This window comes from Bacillus sp. FSL K6-3149 (assembly GCF_038630515.1).
Lineage (GTDB): Bacteria > Bacillota > Bacilli > Bacillales > Bacillaceae > Bacillus > Bacillus pumilus.
The window spans coordinates 2,589,651-2,603,572 of sequence record NZ_CP152034.1 but is presented as its reverse complement, the minus strand read 5'-3'; the positions used below and the strand labels follow the sequence as shown (position 1 = coordinate 2,603,572).

At 42.1% G+C, this 13,922-nt stretch carries 13 protein-coding genes; all 13 read right to left on the bottom strand.

What is annotated here, in order from left to right:
• Positions 1–85 precede the first annotated feature (85 nt).
• Positions 86–322 (bottom strand): YlzJ-like family protein, encoded by a 237-nt coding sequence (locus tag MHB83_RS13160; protein ID WP_003211099.1) that lies wholly within the window; start codon positions 320–322, stop codon positions 86–88.
• A complete protein-coding gene (locus MHB83_RS13155; RefSeq protein WP_003212436.1) occupies positions 319–1,047 on the bottom strand; it encodes a ClpP family protease in 729 nt (242 codons plus the stop codon). The genes MHB83_RS13160 and MHB83_RS13155 overlap by 4 nt, the downstream gene beginning before the upstream one ends.
• Positions 1,048–1,166: 119 nt before the next feature.
• Positions 1,167–2,834, bottom strand: a complete 1,668-nt coding sequence (rnjB, locus tag MHB83_RS13150; RefSeq protein ID WP_003212233.1) for a ribonuclease J2 — start codon at positions 2,832–2,834, stop codon at positions 1,167–1,169.
• Positions 2,835–3,005: 171 nt separating this feature from the next.
• Positions 3,006–3,872, bottom strand: coding sequence for a 4-hydroxy-tetrahydrodipicolinate synthase (dapA, locus tag MHB83_RS13145; protein ID WP_003211660.1), 867 nt, complete (start codon positions 3,870–3,872; stop codon positions 3,006–3,008).
• 30 nt (positions 3,873–3,902) lie between these two features.
• Entirely contained in the window at positions 3,903–5,117 is a 1,215-nt protein-coding gene (dapG, locus tag MHB83_RS13140) for an aspartate kinase (protein WP_050944998.1), read from the bottom strand.
• A 92-nt stretch (positions 5,118–5,209) separates the two neighbouring features.
• Positions 5,210–6,229, bottom strand: a complete 1,020-nt coding sequence (gene asd / locus MHB83_RS13135) for an aspartate-semialdehyde dehydrogenase (RefSeq protein ID WP_003211715.1) — start codon at positions 6,227–6,229, stop codon at positions 5,210–5,212.
• Between the two features lie 139 nt (positions 6,230–6,368).
• Entirely contained in the window at positions 6,369–6,962 is a 594-nt protein-coding gene (gene dpaB, locus MHB83_RS13130) for a dipicolinate synthase subunit B (RefSeq protein ID WP_050945000.1), read from the bottom strand.
• Positions 6,959–7,861, bottom strand: coding sequence for a dipicolinic acid synthetase subunit A (gene dpaA, locus MHB83_RS13125; protein ID WP_003212195.1), 903 nt, complete (start codon positions 7,859–7,861; stop codon positions 6,959–6,961). Before dpaA ends, dpaB begins: the two co-directional genes overlap by 4 nt.
• 123 nt (positions 7,862–7,984) lie before the next feature.
• A complete protein-coding gene (locus MHB83_RS13120) occupies positions 7,985–8,257 on the bottom strand; it encodes a YlmC/YmxH family sporulation protein (protein ID WP_012010001.1) in 273 nt (90 codons plus the stop codon).
• 70 nt (positions 8,258–8,327) lie between these two features.
• Positions 8,328–9,251, bottom strand: a complete 924-nt coding sequence (locus MHB83_RS13115; RefSeq protein ID WP_050945002.1) for an aminoglycoside phosphotransferase family protein — start codon at positions 9,249–9,251, stop codon at positions 8,328–8,330.
• A 73-nt stretch (positions 9,252–9,324) separates the two neighbouring features.
• Positions 9,325–10,554 carry a pitrilysin family protein gene (locus tag MHB83_RS13110; protein WP_050945004.1) on the bottom strand — a complete coding sequence of 410 codons (1,230 nt, stop codon included), beginning with the start codon at positions 10,552–10,554 and terminating at the stop codon, positions 9,325–9,327.
• Between the two features lie 33 nt (positions 10,555–10,587).
• Positions 10,588–11,481 carry a polysaccharide deacetylase family protein gene (locus MHB83_RS13105; RefSeq protein WP_223250646.1) on the bottom strand — a complete coding sequence of 298 codons (894 nt, stop codon included), beginning with the start codon at positions 11,479–11,481 and terminating at the stop codon, positions 10,588–10,590.
• A gap of 174 nt (positions 11,482–11,655) precedes the next feature.
• Positions 11,656–13,773 carry a polyribonucleotide nucleotidyltransferase gene (gene pnp, locus MHB83_RS13100; RefSeq protein ID WP_003211098.1) on the bottom strand — a complete coding sequence of 706 codons (2,118 nt, stop codon included), beginning with the start codon at positions 13,771–13,773 and terminating at the stop codon, positions 11,656–11,658.
• Positions 13,774–13,922: the final 149 nt, after the last annotated feature.

Sequence of the window (13,922 nt, the reverse complement as noted above, 5' to 3'; positions counted from 1 at the left end):
ATATAACCTACCGAAAGATCAGAAAGAAAGCAGCCTGGTTTTGGCTGCATCTTGTTGTAAGTTTTCCCTTTATTATAGCATAGAATCATTCATATGAGTCGGTTTGATTGGAGCCTAATTGTAACTTCAATCGCTTGCCTGGTGCAAGCTCTTGATTCAAAAAGTCCATTGGATTGGTGCTCATGACCTGAACGATTTCTGCTTCATCCTCTTTCATTTCAACCATAACTGGCACGCCTTGGATGTTTACCTGCTGAAGTTTACGGTCTCCTTGTTCCTCTGCGTAAATAGCTTCATATGGCATAGGTGTGTATAAAATCATTGGATCAGCCCCTCGTTTTGAGATGCCCTTTCTCCAATCAGCTCGTTCAACTTTTTAATCGCTTGTCCTACACCGCCTACTTCATTCATGAGTCCGTATTCTGCCGCCTCATGACCAACAACATTTGTTCCAATGTCTCTTGTCAAATTGCCTTTTGAGAACATGAGCTCTTTGAACTTCTCTTCTGTAATATTGGAGTGGCTTGTCACAAAGTTAATGACTCTTTCCTGCATTTTATCTAAGTATTCAAAGGTTTGCGGGACACCAATCACAAGACCAGTTAAACGCACAGGATGAATGGTCATCGTGGCTGTTTCCGCAATATAGGAATAGTCACACGATACAGCAATCGGGACACCAATGGAGTGGCCGCCGCCAAGTACAATCGATACAGTCGGTTTTGATAAAGACGCAAGCATTTCTGCAATCGCTAGTCCCGCTTCAACATCGCCGCCTACTGTATTTAAGATGATCAAAAGCCCTTCAATCTTTGGGTTTTGCTCTACTGCTACGATTTGCGGTATGACATGCTCGTATTTGGTTGTTTTATTTTGTGGTGGAAGCTGCATGTGCCCTTCAATTTGTCCAATAATGGTGAGGCAATGGATATTTGTATCTTGCGGCAGCTGTGGTATGGCTGTTTCACCAAGCTGCTGTATTTTGCTCATAATGCTGTCTTTTTCTTCTGGCTTTCGCTCAGGCTGCTGTTCATTTTTTTCGTCCATTTGTCTCCATCCTTTCCTCAAACTCTCCTCCTATTATGAACAAGAAGGCCATATTCAATCCGCATTCCTCGCACCACATCAAAAAAGCCCAAAGAGCTTATGCTCCTTGGGCTTTCTCATTATACTTCCATAATAATTGGAATGATCATCGGCTTACGTTTTGTTTTTTCATATAGGAATTGATTGAGTACGTCACGCATGGATTGTTTCAATGTTGACCATTCAACAATTGAGTTTTCCGTTTGCTCTTTGACAATCCCTTTGACCATTTCTGTCGCTTTCACAATCAGCTCTTCAGATTCTCTGACATACACAAATCCTCTTGTGATGATTTCAGGTCCAGAAATTAATTGTTTCTTTTGTTTATCGAGCGTAATGACGACAATTAAGATACCATCTTGAGACAATAGGCGTCTATCGCGTAACACAATGTTCCCGATATCACCAACGCCAAGACCATCGATCAAAATATTGCCTTGGTGAACTTTCTCACCAATCTTGACGTTCTGTCCTCTAAACTCCACAACATCCCCTTTATCAATCAAGAAAATGTCACTTCGTTTCATTCCCACTTCTTCAGCAACACGAGAATGTGCTTTTTGCATACGATATTCGCCATTCACCGGAATTAAATACTTCGGCTTTAGTAAGTTCAGCATGAGCTTTAACTCTTCTTGGCAGCCATGTCCAGAAACATGCACACGTTTTTGTGCAAAAATGACTTGTGCGCCGCTTCTTGTAAGGAAATCCACTGTTTTTGAATAGGTAAGTTCTTGTCCAGGAAGAGGTGTAGATGCAATCACAACCGTGTCATCTTTTTCAATATGAAGCTGTTTGTGATTTTGTTTCGCCATTTTTGTTAACGCAGCTAAAGGCTCTCCGTGGCTTCCAGCTGTCAGGACGACCACATCGTTTTTCGCCATTTTCTTCACTTCTTGAACTGGTACAAATAATTCTTCGTCTGCTGTGACATAACCAAGTTTGATCGCCAGCTGAAGAGTCGTCATCATATTCTTTCCTGCTACGGCAAGCTTACGGCCATTTTGATTTGTTGCATTAATGATCTGTTGCACTCGGTTAATATTAGATGAAGATACAGCCACAATGACACGATTTTCAGCATTGTACATCGCATTTGAGATTTCGTCTTGGACGAGCGCCTCAGAAGGTGTATAGCCTGGTTTTTCAGCATTGGCACTGTCTGAAAGAAGTGCTAAAACGCCATTGTTTCCAATTTTCGCAATCTCTCCGATGTCACAGGCTTGGTTAAGCGCTGGGGTTTGATCAAATTTAAAATCACCTGTGCATACGATTGAACCAAGAGAGGTTTTGAAGCTGATCCCAACTGAATCAGGGATGCTGTGATTCGTTCTAAAAAATGATACCTTTGTTGTTTCAAACGTAATGACTGATTTTGCATGTACCTCACGCAAATCAGCTTTTTGATTGAAGCCATACTGTTTTAATTTTTCTCGAAGTAACGCAAGGGTCAGCTTCGTTCCGTAAACTGGTACAGACAATTTGCTTAAGCAATGGAATACGCCTCCGATTGCTTCATCATGTCCGTGGGTAAGAAAAATTGCTTTCACCCGATCAGCACGTTCTGTTAAATAAGAGATATCAGGAATGACAACGTCAATGCCTAGCATTTCGTTTTCTGGATGCATCAAGCCTGCATCTACCACATATATGTCCGAATCAATTTCAATGACATATAAGTTTTTCCCGATTTCTCCAACGCCTCCAAGTGCAATAATTCTTACGTTCTCTGTATTTTTCTTTTTCAAAATTCTTATCCTCCTAGTCTCAAGCCCGTCCATCATCGCTTAATGCTATTATAACTGAATCTAATTTTAGAAAACAAGATGAAGTCACATTTTAAGAAAGTGTTTATGTATAAAAAACGGTCATACTCAGGGACATCTGAGAATGACCGCTTACGAAATCTTTTGTTTTGATCAGCTGTTTAAGACGCTGCTTAAATCCAGTCTCTCTTCTTCTGACAAAGGTAGAAGCGGAAGACGAACCGATCCGACATCTAGTCCTTTCAGCTGAAGAGCTGTTTTGACAGGCGTTGGATTTGGCGCTGAGAATAGCTGTTTCATGATTGGGAGCAGCTTTTGATGGATCAATGCGGCATTGGCCGTTTGACCTGAAGCATAGCTTTTCAGCATTTGCTGCATATCAAGCCCTACGATATGAGACGCCACAGAGACTACTCCTTTTGCACCAACAGATACAGCTGGAAGTGTTAAGCTGTCGTCACCTGAATAGACATCGAAATCCTCTGGTGTCTCTGCAATGATTTTTGTCATGGCATCAAGATCACCACTTGCTTCTTTGATTGCGACAATGTTAGGTATTTGCGCAAGCTTAATGGTTGTTTCTGGGGCTAATGACGCAGCCGTTCTCCCTGGTACATTGTAAAGCATGACAGGAAGAGATGTAGACTCGGCAATGGCTTTAAAGTGTGCATACATGCCTTCCTGTGATGGCTTGTTGTAGTAAGGTACGACAAGCATCACTGCATCAACGCCCGCTTCTTCTGCTTTTTTCGTTAGTTTGATAGACGCATTTGTATTATTACTGCCTGTTCCTGCAATGATTTTACAACGACCATTTGCTAATTTTACCGATTGCTGAAAAAGAGCGACTTTTTCCTCAGTCGATAAAGTTGGCGATTCGCCTGTTGTCCCTGCAACGACTAATGAGTCACTGCCGTTTTTTAACAAGTAATCAATGAGAATTGATAGCTTTTGGAAATCAATGTTGCCCTTTTTATCAAAAGGTGTAATCATAGCTGTTGCGATATTTCCGAAATTCATTTTTTTCACCTCATCATGATTCAATCACATTTATCTTGAAAGTTCAAACACTTCGTGCAGGGCATTGACAGCCGCTCTCATGTTTTCTTCGTTCACTAGCACCCAAATGGTCGTATGGCTGTCAGCCGATTGTAAAATCGGAATGTTTTGCTCGGATAGAGCCGATACAATTTTTGATGTGACACCTGGTACACCCATGATGCCTGCGCCAACAGCTGATACTTTCGCACAATTTGTTGTGACAATTGGCGTATAACCAAGATCTTTTAGGATCGAGGTTGCCTTTTCAGTCATTGCACCTGTCACGGTATACACAATCTCACTCGGTGTAATATTGAAGAAATCGACACTGATTTGTGCATTAGCCATTGCTTTAAAGACCTCTGTTTGGACGCTGTATTGCCCTTCTTTTGCCGGGACTTTGATTTGCGTCACATCATTGACATGTGCAATACCCGTAATGAGGCGGTCGTACACATCATGGCTCATTTTATCTGAGTAGTGTGACGTGACGAGTGTGCCCTCTTCATCAGAGTATGTTGAACGGACCCTCATTGGTACTTTTGCTTGCATCGCAATTTCGACAGCTCTCGGGTGAATGACTTTTGCTCCTTGATATGCAAGGTTGCAAATTTCTGTATAAGTCACGACTCTGAGCGGCTTTGCATTTTCAACAATGCGGGGATCTGCCGTCATGACGCCTTCTACATCTGTAAAAATATCAATAAAATCTGCCTGTAATGCGGCACCTAAAGCAGCTGCGGACGTATCACTGCCGCCTCGTCCAATTGTGGTCACGTCTCCATTTTTCGCGGCTCCTTGGAACCCAGCAACAACGACAACATCATGTTCAGATAGTGCCGCCTCGAGACGTTCGCACTTCATATCAATAATTTTCGCACTCGTATGTTCCTTATCTGTCACAAAGCCAGCCTGTGCGCCTGTCATCGCTACAGCTTTTAGCCCGTTTTCATTCAGCATGCTTGAAAACACAACAGCTGAAATATTCTCTCCGCAGGAAACGAGCAAGTCTTTTTCTCGATTTGTCATATGCTGCGCGCTGCCGTAAAGCAGACCAAGCAGCGTATCTGTCGCATAAGGATCGCCTTTTCGTCCCATTGCGGAAACGACGACAACCGACTTATAGCCTTTCTCTTTTGCCGATAAGATATGTGCAAGTGCCCTTTGTCTACCTTGATCATCTTTGACAGATGTACCGCCAAATTTTTGGACAATTATTTTCACTGTTTTCACTCCAAGTTCATTCTGACGTAACAGAAGAGAGCAGGCGAAAGATGCCTAACTCTCTTCTGTTCGTCCTCATCATCCATTGAATGTTAAACTAATTTTAATGCTTTTAAGCTTTCTGCAATTTGAACGGAGTTCCATGCAGCGCCTTTTAGCAGGTTATCAGATACAATCCACATATGGAACCCGTTTGGACGGTCCAAATCTTTCCGAATGCGGCCGACAAATACGTCGTTTTTCCCAACAGCATCTGCAGGCATTGGATAAATTTGCTGAGACGGATCATCTTGCAGTGTAATGCCTGGAGCATCTTTTAGAATGGACTTGACGTCTTCAACTGTTGCGTCGTTTGATTCTAGTTCGACGTAAACAGATTCTGAATGTCCTGTTTCAATTGGAAGTCTCACACATGTTGCCGCTACTTCCAGCTCTGGCATATGCATGATTTTTTTCGTTTCGTTGATCATTTTCATTTCTTCAAATGTATAGCCATTGTCTTGAAATTTATCAATTTGCGGAATCGCATTAAATGCAATTTGATAAGGCATGACTTCCGGTTTCACATCTTCTTTATTTAAAATGGCTTGTGATTGGCTATATAGCTCGTCAATGGCTTCATGTCCTGCACCTGATACGGCTTGGTAAGTGGACACGATGACTTTTTTCATGCCATACGCCTGACGAAGCGGTTCTAATGCCGCTACCATTTGAATCGTTGAACAGTTAGGGTTTGCAATGATTCCTTTATGGTCATGCAAGTCTTTTTCGTTTACCTCTGGTACGACAAGAGGGATGTTTTCGTCCATACGGAAAGCACTTGTGTTGTCTACAACAATCGCACCTCGTTTGACTGCTTCAGGAGCTAGCGCCTTGGAAACATTTCCTCCAGCACTGAATAATGCAATACTTACTCCTTCAAAGCTTTCAGGTGTTGCTTCCTGTACAGTATACTCTTGACCTCTGAATGTCACTTTTGTTCCAGCAGAACGTTTTGAGGATAGTAGAGTCAGTGTATCCATTTCAAAATCTCTGTCAGCTAGTGTTTTTAACATTTGTTGACCGACAGCTCCAGTCGCTCCAACTACAGCTACATGCAATCCTCTTCCCATCAGTAAAACTCCTTCCGACCCATCCATGATTCTTTTCTTTCGGATGGCCATCCTATGACTTTTTACATTTTATTTTACCATAGAAAAGCAAGGCTTGAAGCATCTTTTTTGAATCTTTCATGATTTTCTAGTGAATCTATTATTCGCTTGGTCCAATTAAAATTGGCTGAATTTGTCTATGCTGAAGTGCCTCTTCTACTGTTTGAGAAAGCAAATCCATGTTCGCGACCATGGAGGTCGGTTTTTTAAATGGATCATCCTGGCCAAATGGAATAAAGAAAATATTTTTTGTCGACATCAGCCTCATCAGATTTGTACCATTTAAGCCTAGCGCATCATTTGTTGAAATTCCTAAAACGACAGGACGATGATTTCGAATGGTTGCTTTTGCAGCCATTAAAACAGGGCTGTCTGTCATGGCATTTGCGAATTTCGCCATCGAGTTCCCTGTTAATGGAGCAATGACCATACAATCAAGTGGCAGCTTAGGTCCGAGCGGCTCTGCTTTCACGATTGAGTCAATCGCCTTAAAGCCAGTCAGCTTCTCGATCCGCTCAATCCAGTCCGCCCCATCTCCGAATCTTGTATTCGTGTTCTGGACCGTATATGACACCACTGGACGCACTTCTGCTCCTTCTTTTACAAGTGCTTCGATCTGCGGATAAACAGCTTCGTACGTACAGTGGGAACCAGTTAAGCCAAAGCCGATTCTTTTCCCTTTTAATGTTGTCATGATTCCATCCCCCTTTTTTCCTCTGCAAGTTCACATAAGAGCCCAGAAAGCACTTTTGCAATGATTTGCCCTGCTGTCTTTGGTGCGACAATCCCCGGGAGTCCTGGTGCAAGAAGCGCCTTCACCCCGTGTTTTTGTGCAAAGTCAAAGTCTGTTCCTCCTGGGCGGGAGGCGATATCCAAAATGAGTGTCTTTGGTGTCATGCTGACGATGACAGATGAATCTAATACAAGGCTTGGAATGGTATTGATGATGATATCTACATCGGTTACTTCTTCTTTTAACCGGTCCATTGAAAATGGATCGAGTCCCATTTCAAATGCCCGCGCTAAATGCGCTGTATCTGCTGCCCCTACTTTTACATCGGCACCGAGTGCCCGAAATGTGCGGGCAATGGTGAGTCCTGTTCTTCCGAGTCCAAGAACAGCGACACGTGATCCATGAATCGTATAATCCGTTTGCTGAATGGCCATCATGATAATCCCTTCAACTGTTGGAATAGAGTTATATATGGCAATATCATCTCGCTCAAACAGCTTCACAAGTTTTCGGTTCACCTGCTTTGCCAGATTGTCTAAGTACGTATTAGAAATACCTGAGTACAGGGTACAATGGGCAGGGGTTCTTTCTAAATAAGTTGCTTCTAGTAACACCTGTTCATTTGAGAAAACTGTCGCGACAACACCTTCATCCGTTGCCCCTGATACTGGCAGGATCATACTGTCTACCTGTTCGAATGGAAGTTCTGACATTTTTAGCTTTTCAGCCCCAATAAATCCGTGATCCAGCTGATCAAATCCAACCAAAAACACTTTGGCATGCTGCTGTGACAGCTTGCGAATAATTTCAAGCTGCCTTGCATCTCCCCCGATCACCGCAACCGTTAAACCGCTCAACATACTGACCGTTCACCTTCTTTATTTAAAAAAGTCTGTAATATTTTCTGAATCTCCCTTTCAGCATATGAGGAGAGGATTCAGCCTGTGAACAAATCGAAGAGAGAAAAGAAAAAGAGCACCCATTTATGATGGATGCTCTTTTTCCCCGGGCGGCTGAAGTGCTTCAGGCACATCGAGAATGATCATATCTGATCCTATTTTTTGAATGTGATTCCACGGGACGCGGATGTCATTTCCTTGCTTTCGAAAGCCAAACCACTTCACGGAAGGTATGATGAGTGCTGTGATTTGACCGTCCTGTTCATTGATTTCAAGGTCGGTTTGTCCAAGCACGCCAAGCCGCTCCGCTCTTTTAATATCAACGATCTCTTTTCCTGACAGCTCGCTTAGCCTCAAAATCGCATCACTTCCCTTCCGTATCATATATGCAGCCACAAGAAGAAATAGACCGTCCCGCTTTTGCAAGTTATGCATGATGCCAATTTGAATACCAAGCTGGTTTCAGTTGATGAAAGTGATCATGGTCTGCCAGCATTCTCTCCACTCGGTTCACCATACCTTGTACATGTTCAGTGTCATAAGAAAGCGTCCAAACAATAGAAGAAAAGCAGCTCATTGCTGTATAGATAGAAAAAAGAAGCCAAAAATCGTCTGTGACCTGCGTATTTACATAGTGATCCAGTTGCCCTGCTGAAAACGGAATACTATTTTCTCGGCTAAATAAGGACAATTTATAAAAATCATGAACCGGGTCACCCCAGTCAGATTGATCAAAATCAATGACGCCGGCATACTCACCTTCTTGTATGATGATATTCCCCAAATGAAAATCATCATGCTGGAATTGATTAGGTCTCGCCTTTACCGCATCAGCATGTGATTTGATAAAATCTAATACGAATTGCTCTTTCGTAAAGGTCACTCCACTTGATTGATAGGCATGTACATACCGTTCATGTTTCGCCATGACTCTCTCATCCCATGGCGCGACATGAGAAGGTGCGGGACATGTATGCATGAAATTCAGCTCTCTGCCTGCCCGTCTTCCGATTTCATACTGCTCTTCATTTGTAAGCAGATGGATGGATGCTCTAGCGTTCTCTCCTTCAATAAAAGAGAAAATACGATAGGTACAGTTAAGTTCAGGATTCATTCCAACCTCCATGACTTCAGAACATAGAAGCCCTCGATTTTTAAACTTTTGCTGAACTGAAGCTTTTCTTTTAAAATTAGTATACGTTTTGAGATTTGATAGCTTGAGCACCAGCTTTTCACTTGAGGATGTTGTGACGAGGTAAGTACGGTTTCCAGAAAAGCCAGATGTCATCGGCTGAAAGGAGATGGCTTGTGTCAGAAGCGGAGAGAGGAGTTTCAGTTTTTCACGTTCCATGTAAGCAGTGCCCCTTTCTACTTGATATACAATAAACGGCAGACCTCATAAGAAGCCTGCCGTGTTGTTTACATTATGATGGCTGATCACCCGTAGGACTAATAAGCGAGAGCGCATAATCCTCAGTAAAGATTCGTTTTGATAAGTTATTCACACCGTCTAATGTGACTTTATTGATTTCTTCAATAATTTCATCAAGTGTACGATGTTTGCCAAGGAGCAGTTCATTTTTACCGTTTCGGCTCATCTTACTGTTTGTGCTTTCAAGACTGAGCATTAGGTTCCCTTTCATTTGCTCCTTAGAGTTTTCAAGCTCTTTTTGCGTAATTCCCTCACGCTTTAAGACGTCAAGTGTTTGTAAGATGGTTTCAGAGAGCAGGTTTAACTGCTTCGCTCCAGTCCCGCCATAAATCGTCAGCATGCCGTTATCTGCAAATGAACTGTGATAGCTGAAAACGGAATAGGCGAGGCCTTTGTCTTCTCTTACATCCTGAAATAAGCGGCTGCTCATGCTTCCCCCAAGAACATTATTTAAGACGATTAAGTCATAGATGCCTTTGTCTCCAGCTGGGAGGCCATTAAAGCCCATGCATAGATGCGCTTGCTCTGTTTCCTTTTTGCGTGTGAGCTTGTCATAGTGAAATTGCGGCGCTTCTACAGGCTGTTTTTTTCCTTTCGTTTCATACGAACCGAACAACTTTTCAACCTCACTAATGAATGTGTCATCCACATTCCCTGCAACAGAGATAACGACGCGGTCCGGCGTGTAGAATTCATCCATATAAGCTCTAAGAGAATCACCGTTAAAGGTAGAAAGTGTTTCTTCTGTTCCTAAAATCGGGAACCCTAAAGAATGATCACCATAAATCGCTTTGCTCAACAGATCGTGAACGATATCATCAGGTGTATCCTCATACATTTTGATTTCTTCATATACTACATTTTTTTCTTTTTTCAGCTCTTCTTCATCAAAAGCAGAGTGGAAGAACATGTCGCTTAATACATCGAGGGCGTAGCCGGCATGTGAATCAAGCACCTTTGCATAGTAGCAAGTGTATTCTTTTGACGTAAAGGCATTTACTTGACCACCGATGCGGTCAAAGGATTCTGCGATATCACGTGCAGATCTCGTCTTTGTCCCTTTAAAGAACATATGCTCTAAAAAGTGTGAGATTCCGTTAATTTCTGGTGTCTCATGTCTAGAACCCGTTCCAATCCAGACGCCAATTGCGACAGATCTTACAGTGGGATTGTTTTCAAGTACAATTCTTACTCCGTTTTGGCATGTATACGTTTTGACCAAGTTTTGCTCCTCCTATTCAACAAACAGATCGGATCACGGATGTCTTTTTTCACTTAGGAGGTCAGAAACCGTTCCTAATTCATATCCTCTTTCCTTGATTTGAGTGATAAGTGCGTCAAGACTTTTCGCCGTCGAATCTGTTGGATGCATTAATATCATCGCCCCATTGTGAATTTTTCCAAGCACCCGTTTTTGTAGTACGTTTGGTGACGGTTTTTGCCAGTCAATGGTGTCTACCGTCCACATAATGGTTTCCATTCCTTCTTCTGCGGCAAGCTTCACTGTTTCTTCTTTAAAGCTACCGCTTGGAGGGGCGAACCACTTCGGTTTTTTTCCAAGGGATTCTTCAATTTGACGATTTGTTTTGGTAATCTGCTCTAATGCTCGTTCTCTTGTCAGTGTGCGCATATCTGGGTGATTGTATGAATGGTTTCCAATTTCATGACCATCTGCCACGATCTTTTTAGCAAGATCCGTGCTTTTTTTCACCCATTTGCCCTCTAAGAAAAAGGTCGCCTTGACCTGATGCTTTTCCAGTGTCTTTAACATCTTGATTAAATGCTCGTCACCCCAAGCCACGTTGATGAGGAAAGCATTCATTTTTTTATCTGGATGTCCCTTGTAAATGGGTTCAGCACCAAGTTCATGTAAATGAATAGAAGGTTTTGTTTCATTGAAAACAAGCAGCTTTTCATCAAATGACCCTTGTTTTTTCATTTTTTCATAAGAGGCATCGATATTGACCGTCTGTCCATTTAGACCAGGCATCTTTTTCCACACTTTATCAATCTTAGCATTTTGCGCCTTCACTTCATAGTCAGAAGACTTCGATTCAATCTCTTGATATAAAATATCTTTTGAAACAGATGCAACCTCAGCATGCTCTTTCATTGATTCAATATATGTAACAGCAGCCGGCTGCTTCATCGTTTGATATGACACGAGCAGTAAAAATACAAACACAATGAATGGTAACGTTTTTTTCAATGGTTGTCCCTCCCCTTTACCACAAATTATGATGGGGAGAAACAAGCTAGAACTATTGTTAGCGCAAGAAAAGAAAGAAGCCTGGTACGGATACCTGGCTTCTAACATATTTCATTAAGACTGTTTTTCTTCTTTTTCCTTTTCTTCACGTAAAACAGCTTTGCGAGAAAGGTTCACACGGCCTTGTTTATCGATTTCAGTGACTTTGACAAGTAATTCATCGCCAATCTTCACGACATCTTCTACTTTGCCTACACGATCAAGCGCAAGCTCAGAAATATGAACAAGTCCATCTTTGCCGCTGAAGATTTCAAGGAAAGCACCGAATTTTTCAATGCGTTTTACTTTACCTAAGTAAAGTTGTCCTACTTCAACTTCTCTCACAAGATCTTCAATGATTTTCTTCGCTTTTTGGTTCATGTCTTCTTCTGTAGAAGAGATAAAGATTGTACCATCTTGTTCAATATCGATTTTCACACCGGTATCTTCGATGATTTTATTGATTTGTTTACCGCTTGGTCCAATGACATCGCGAATTTTATCAGGATTGATTTTCATCGTTAAGATTTTTGGTGCATAACGAGACAATTCTCCTCTAGAAGCAGGAATCGTTGACAGCATGCTATCTAAGATTTCCATTCTTCCTTTTTTCGCTTGTTGGAGCGCTTCTTCCAAAATGTCTTTTGATAGACCATCGATTTTGATATCCATTTGAAGTGCTGTTACACCTTTTGATGTACCTGCAACTTTAAAGTCCATATCACCAAGTGCATCTTCCATTCCTTGAATGTCTGTCAGCACTGTGTAGTATTCACCGGATTTCACAAGTCCCATTGCAATCCCTGCAACTGGTGCTTTAATTGGAACACCCGCATCCATCATCGCAAGTGTGCTTGCGCAAATACTTGCTTGTGAAGTAGATCCGTTTGATTCCAGTACCTCAGACACAAGGCGAACCGTATAAGGGAAATCTTTTTCAGATGGGATCACTGGTTCTAATGCCCGTTCACCTAGCGCTCCATGTCCGATTTCACGGCGTCCTGGGCCACGCATTGGCCCTGTCTCACCAACACTGAATTGAGGGAAGTTGTAATGGTGCATGAAGCGTTTTGATTCTTCAACGCCTAGACCGTCAAGAATTTGCACATCGCCAAGTGCACCTAATGTACAAATACTGAGCGCCTGTGTTTGTCCTCTTGTAAATAGACCTGAACCGTGCGTTCTTGGTAGAAGTCCTACTTCTGAAGAAAGTGGACGGATTTGATCTACACCACGTCCATCTGGACGTACTTTCTCTTCAGTGATCAGACGACGAACTTCATTTTTGACAAGCTTGTTTAATACGTCTTTCGCTTGTTTAATTGTCGCTTCGTCGCGATCTTCTTCTTCAAATTTCTCAACCACAGCTTTTTTCACTGCACTGATTGCATCTTCACGTGCATGCTTCTCATGTACTTGAATCGCTTTCAGCAGGTCTGTTTCAGCAAGTGCTTTTACTTCGTCTGCTAACGTTTGATCTACTTCATATAGAGGAATATCGATTTTTGCTTTACCGACTGCTTTGACAATTTCCTCTTGGAATTCGATTAAACGTTTGATCTCTTGGTGACCATACATGATAGCTTCAAGCATTGTTTCTTCTGGTACTTCGTCAGCACCAGCTTCGACCATGTTGATCGCATCTTTTGTTCCAGCGACTACAAGGTTGATGTCACTTTGTTCAAGCTGTTCTACATTTGGATTGATGATAAACTTTCCATCAACTCGTCCTACTGTAACGCCAGCGATTGGTCCCTCAAATGGAATGTCAGACACACATAATGCTAAAGATGAGCCAAACATTGCAGCCATTTCAGATGAACAATCTTGATCCACACTCATGACGATACTAATAACTTGTACTTCGTTTCTAAATCCATCAGCAAATAATGGACGGATTGGTCTATCAATTAAGCGGCTCGCAAGGATCGCTTTTTCACTTGGACGGCCTTCTCTTTTAATGAAGCCACCAGGAATTTTACCTACTGCGTATAATCTTTCTTCGTAGTTCACAGTGAGCGGGAAGAAATCAAGTGGTTTTGGTTCTTTAGAAGCTGTTGCTGAGCTAAGCACAGCTGTATCTCCGTAGCGTACGAGGACCGCTCCGTTTGCTTGCTTTGCAAGCTGGCCAGTTTCAACTGTCAGTTGACGTCCAGCCCAGTCTATGGTGAAGACATGTTTCTCTTGTCCCATTCTGAGAAAAACTCCTCTCTTATCTTGAAATTTTAGTTAATTCTTATTATGAACAAAATGATTTTCACATATCAATGTGAAAGGTGTATGTAGAAGGGTTTTTGCCATTCTTTCAACATTTTAACCATAAAATATTAGTGATTATACGA

Excerpts from the sequence above, each read along its gene's own strand:
- MHB83_RS13160 (WP_003211099.1), bottom strand. The coding sequence starts at position 322 with ATGATTTTATACACACCTATGCCATATGAAGCTATTTACGCAGAGGAA.
- MHB83_RS13155 (WP_003212436.1), bottom strand. The coding sequence starts at position 1,047 with ATGGACGAAAAAAATGAACAGCAGCCTGAGCGAAAGCCAGAAGAAAAA.
- dapA (WP_003211660.1), bottom strand. The coding sequence starts at position 3,872 with ATGAATTTCGGAAATATCGCAACAGCTATGATTACACCTTTTGATAAA.
- asd (WP_003211715.1), bottom strand. The coding sequence starts at position 6,229 with ATGGGAAGAGGATTGCATGTAGCTGTAGTTGGAGCGACTGGAGCTGTC.
- dpaB (WP_050945000.1), bottom strand. The coding sequence starts at position 6,962 with ATGACAACATTAAAAGGGAAAAGAATCGGCTTTGGCTTAACTGGTTCC.
- dpaA (WP_003212195.1), bottom strand. The coding sequence starts at position 7,861 with ATGTTGAGCGGTTTAACGGTTGCGGTGATCGGGGGAGATGCAAGGCAG.
- MHB83_RS13115 (WP_050945002.1), bottom strand. The coding sequence starts at position 9,251 with ATGGAACGTGAAAAACTGAAACTCCTCTCTCCGCTTCTGACACAAGCC.
- MHB83_RS13105 (WP_223250646.1), bottom strand. The coding sequence starts at position 11,481 with ATGAAGCAGCCGGCTGCTGTTACATATATTGAATCAATGAAAGAGCAT.
- pnp (WP_003211098.1), bottom strand. The coding sequence starts at position 13,773 with ATGGGACAAGAGAAACATGTCTTCACCATAGACTGGGCTGGACGTCAA.